We start from the raw sequence: 3,673 nt of genomic DNA, 5'->3' as shown, positions 1-3,673 counted from the left end.
TTCTTTTAGATATCTTTGTCAAATTTATGTTCGCTGAAAAAGGGGAAATATATTGACATAAAGGTATAATTCAGTAAGAATAAAGATACCTTTGCCCGTTGGCTTTCCTTTTGGGTAATAGGCAAGTTTTTCTGAAAAGATACTCCACACCAAAAGAGAGTGCCAGAATTTGTAAAAAAGGCAATACTACACCATCATCTCCCTAAGAAAATCTCCTCTTTACCGAACATATTTAGTGGTATTAAAACTACCATTACTCAAGGACCCCTAATCTGCGGTAAATCAATATCTTTGGCACAATCTTTCCTCGTTAGCATTATAAATATATCCAAAGGGTTTACATTATTCAAAATACCACTCTGAACGATACTCATTATCACTGAGTGATTGTGAGCGCCTACCTCTGAACGATTCCCAAAGGTTATCTTCCTCATAATCACTGAAGGTCTTAGTTGCCTTTCTGCACGATTATTTGTCGGCTCAATCTCTGGGTCATCAAGGAATACAAGAAGTTCTTCATGATGTTTTATAATCCTTTTTTGAATCCTCGCAATATCCTCATTTCCAAAAGGTTCTGAAACTAACTCAATTAACCCCGTAATTGCCCCCTCTTTTGCCTCTTTTAATTCATCAAAACCCCTTTTATCTTCTCGGACCTCTTTCCAAACCTCTATCAGTCCTTTGAAAATCCCCTTCAATTTCCTACAAAATACCTCTTCCTTCGAACCTTCTGTGAATTTATTTGCCTCCTGTATCTCCTTAATCTCTTCTAATAGATGAGCGCAACACCTCTGCTTAGCCCTCGCTTTTATCGCATTATAGGCACTGTAAAAATCACTCCCTAATACCCCTCTATATTCCTCACCCAAAATTCCCCTTACCACCTCACTTGAACGACTATTTTCTATGCAATAAAGGGCTACCTCTTTATTCGTAAATACCCATAACCACCAGTTCTCACCATCAACACGCCAACCAGTCTCATCTATATTAATGAAAGAGGAATCCTTTACTTCCTCCTTAATCGCAGAGTAAAGGGTTTCCCCATTCTTAGCTTGCTCCCTCTCAAAAGATTGTAAAGATGTGTGTGATATCCCTATGTTGAAAATATCCTTGAATATCTTCGCTGCTTTACGATAAGGAAGCCCAAGATATCTTAAGTAACTCCCTATCGCCCTTGCCTCCACCCCTACCCTTGAAGCTTTAATTACTAACTCTTCCCTCCTCGGATAAATCGTCCTCTTGCAATTCTTACAGTACCCATAGTGCATACGATTCAAAGTCGTTACCTTTATTATCTTAATGTCCTCAACATAATGTTCCTCATAGCTGTTCTCATAAACTGTGATATCTCCTGACCCACATTCCTCACACCTATTGGGATAGATGTCTTTATATTCAGACACTTCTGTTGGCCTCATGCGACTCCTACCTTGATGTCCTAAGGGTGCTCCCTTTTTTATCTTCTCGCCTTCTTTTTTTACCCTGGGTTTGAATGCTTTGCAAAGAATTCGTTTTAACCTCTCCTTAAGACCTTCCCGCTCTTTATTTAATTCCTCCTTCTCCTTTTCTAACTTTTGTATCCTTTCGGTAGCTAATTCCATCAGTCCTTCCATATCTTTAACCCTATCCCTTAAAAAATCCACTTCCCTGGCTAGAGTGAGTATACTCATACCGTTTAAGTAAGGGCACTTATTCCCTCCCTGACAATTATTGACACTCATGGCTTTTTAACTTATTTACTGCTTTTCTCTCTAATGGATAAATATATAAATGGCGGCTGACACCGTGGAAAAAATACCTTCTTCCCCTCCTCCCTTTACCTTTAGTACTTCCAAGATAAACCCAATTTGCAGCCCTATAACATGTCCCCTTAAATCTCTGAACATCCACAAAGGTCTCCAAAAAGAGGGGTTTATATCCATAGCGAATTTCCCAATCTGTAGGCATTATCTTTACTACTTTGGACAAAATCTTTGAGGCAAGGTTTCCTACCTTCACCCACGGCAGGATTAAGAACCTTACATTATTAACAATCAGATGAAGCCTTGCCTTGCGTGTTTGTATATCCCAACCAATAAAGGCGTCCCTCAAGTGGTGGTGCAGAATTGCATCGGCAAATCCTATTAGGGCAACTAATTCGTTTCTTAGATAAACAAAATATTTCAGGTATCGCCCAACAATCCTTTTATATCCCAGGTAGTGGTAACGTTGAATCAAGTATCGCCACAGCCTTTCCTTTTGAGGAGCCTTTACTAATTCAAATCTCACATCCATGTTTGTAAGATTTGAATCTACCTCCCAATTTGGTTCTTTAAAATTCACCTCTTCTTCAGTCAATAACTTAATTTCCTTATAGCCACTCGCAGGACGAGGGGGTGGCAGAGAGATTAGTCCCCTTCTCTCCAATTTTAATAACACCTCTCTTAAGGCAACCTCTTTTAGTCGCCCATTAGTCTGGCGCCAATTTAACCTCATACAAATTACCCTTGAGATCTTCCCTCTCCCTTCATCCCAATATTGTTCCACCATCTCCTCGATTAGATTTATCTCCCCTTTGCTAAAGCTCCTTCCACGAAACACGTAATCTTTCTGTGCCATGAAATAATTATAACATCAAATGTTGCAGGCCCTTAAAGCCTTAGCATAATTTTCTTCCGCATTTTAGCCTGCTCAAGCAATTCAGGGCAAGTTTTAAATTCAAATTTGAGGATTCTATTTTGAAGCCATGGTATCCTGGCCTCCCGCATGTTAATCTTATGGCAATAATCCCTTAAGGCCTCCTGCTCTTTGAAATAATCGAAGACTACCACTAACTCATTTCTACGGATTTTCAAGATAGCCGAACGAGCTATAAACTTCCTCACTATAGTTCCGATGGTCATCGTGTGGTATTTCTCGTCCAATTCCTCCTTAAAATCACTGATGAGATTGAAAGTCAGTGCTTTGACCCAGGCAATAAGATGTACCGCCTTACTCATAAACCTTGGTTTATTTGATTTTCCATTAATGGGGTAACTTTTAGGCAGGGCATCCAGGTTGAGATCATGGGTCATCACCCGATAAGCAAGTTCATGGTTTTGTCGGCGGCGGTATTCGATAACTAAGGGAAGCCCACTTCCTACCGGATCATTGGTGTAAAGGGGATAGAACCTGTCTTTCGCTTTTTGAGCCTTCTCATCCAAGACGATGATGGTTCTTTCTTCCTCCTTTAGACCCGGTACCTTGGTTTCAGTCTCGGCTATTTTTATTGTTCGCTCTTTTTTGGGGTCGGTAGGGTCTTCATATTTTATATATCCGGTTTCTTCGACTGCTCTATTCCAGTCTTCTACCAAATTGGAATAACGCTTAGCCCTAATCAAGTAGATTACTCCCGGGATATTTTTTAGTCTGGCTATCATGGACCCTTTGCAACCGCCGGCATCAAGGATAACCCTGATGTATTTTGATCTGGTGAGGGCAATCAACTCCCTGATCAGGGAAAGGACGACCCGAGCCAGGGTGGTTTTCCCTGGGGCAGACTTTAGCCCTAAAAGCCTCCTTTTGGTGAGTTCAAAGATGTAAAATAGCTTATCAGCCTTCATGGCATTGCCCCTGGTAGGGTGTTTGGTTCCTGCTAAGGGATATTTCCTTGTCCAGCGGGCTACTACATGCTCATCGATACTTATCCAGA

General features: G+C 40.8%; 3 protein-coding genes. All 3 read right to left on the bottom strand.

Annotated features, from left to right (window positions below):
• Positions 1–257: 257 nt before the first annotated feature.
• From HY805_10430 to HY805_10420, 3 genes are read right to left on the bottom strand one after another with little or no spacing between them, the layout of a single operon-like run.
• Positions 258–1,673: an IS66 family transposase gene (locus HY805_10430; GenBank protein MBI4824626.1), complete on the bottom strand. Its 1,416-nt coding sequence runs from the start codon at positions 1,671–1,673 to the stop codon at positions 258–260.
• Positions 1,674–1,710: 37 nt separating this feature from the next.
• A complete protein-coding gene (locus HY805_10425) occupies positions 1,711–2,601 on the bottom strand; it encodes a DUF4338 domain-containing protein (GenBank protein MBI4824625.1) in 891 nt (296 codons plus the stop codon).
• 32 nt (positions 2,602–2,633) lie between these two features.
• A complete protein-coding gene (locus HY805_10420) occupies positions 2,634–3,584 on the bottom strand; it encodes a hypothetical protein (protein MBI4824624.1) in 951 nt (316 codons plus the stop codon).
• Between the last annotated feature and the right edge of the window lie 89 nt (positions 3,585–3,673).

The sequence above is a fragment of the Nitrospirota bacterium genome (assembly GCA_016207905.1).
In the GTDB taxonomy this organism is placed as follows: Bacteria; Nitrospirota; Thermodesulfovibrionia; order Thermodesulfovibrionales; family JdFR-86; genus JACQZC01.
Note: the sequence above shows the minus strand (reverse complement) of the source record. Positions and strands in the feature narration are given on the sequence as shown.

Bases quoted from the DNA above. Each gene is read 5' to 3' on its own strand.
- HY805_10430 (MBI4824626.1), bottom strand. From the start codon at position 1,673: ATGAGTATACTCACTCTAGCCAGGGAAGTGGATTTTTTAAGGGATAGG.
- HY805_10425 (MBI4824625.1), bottom strand. From the start codon at position 2,601: ATGGCACAGAAAGATTACGTGTTTCGTGGAAGGAGCTTTAGCAAAGGG.
- HY805_10420 (MBI4824624.1), bottom strand. From the start codon at position 3,584: ATGAAGGCTGATAAGCTATTTTACATCTTTGAACTCACCAAAAGGAGG.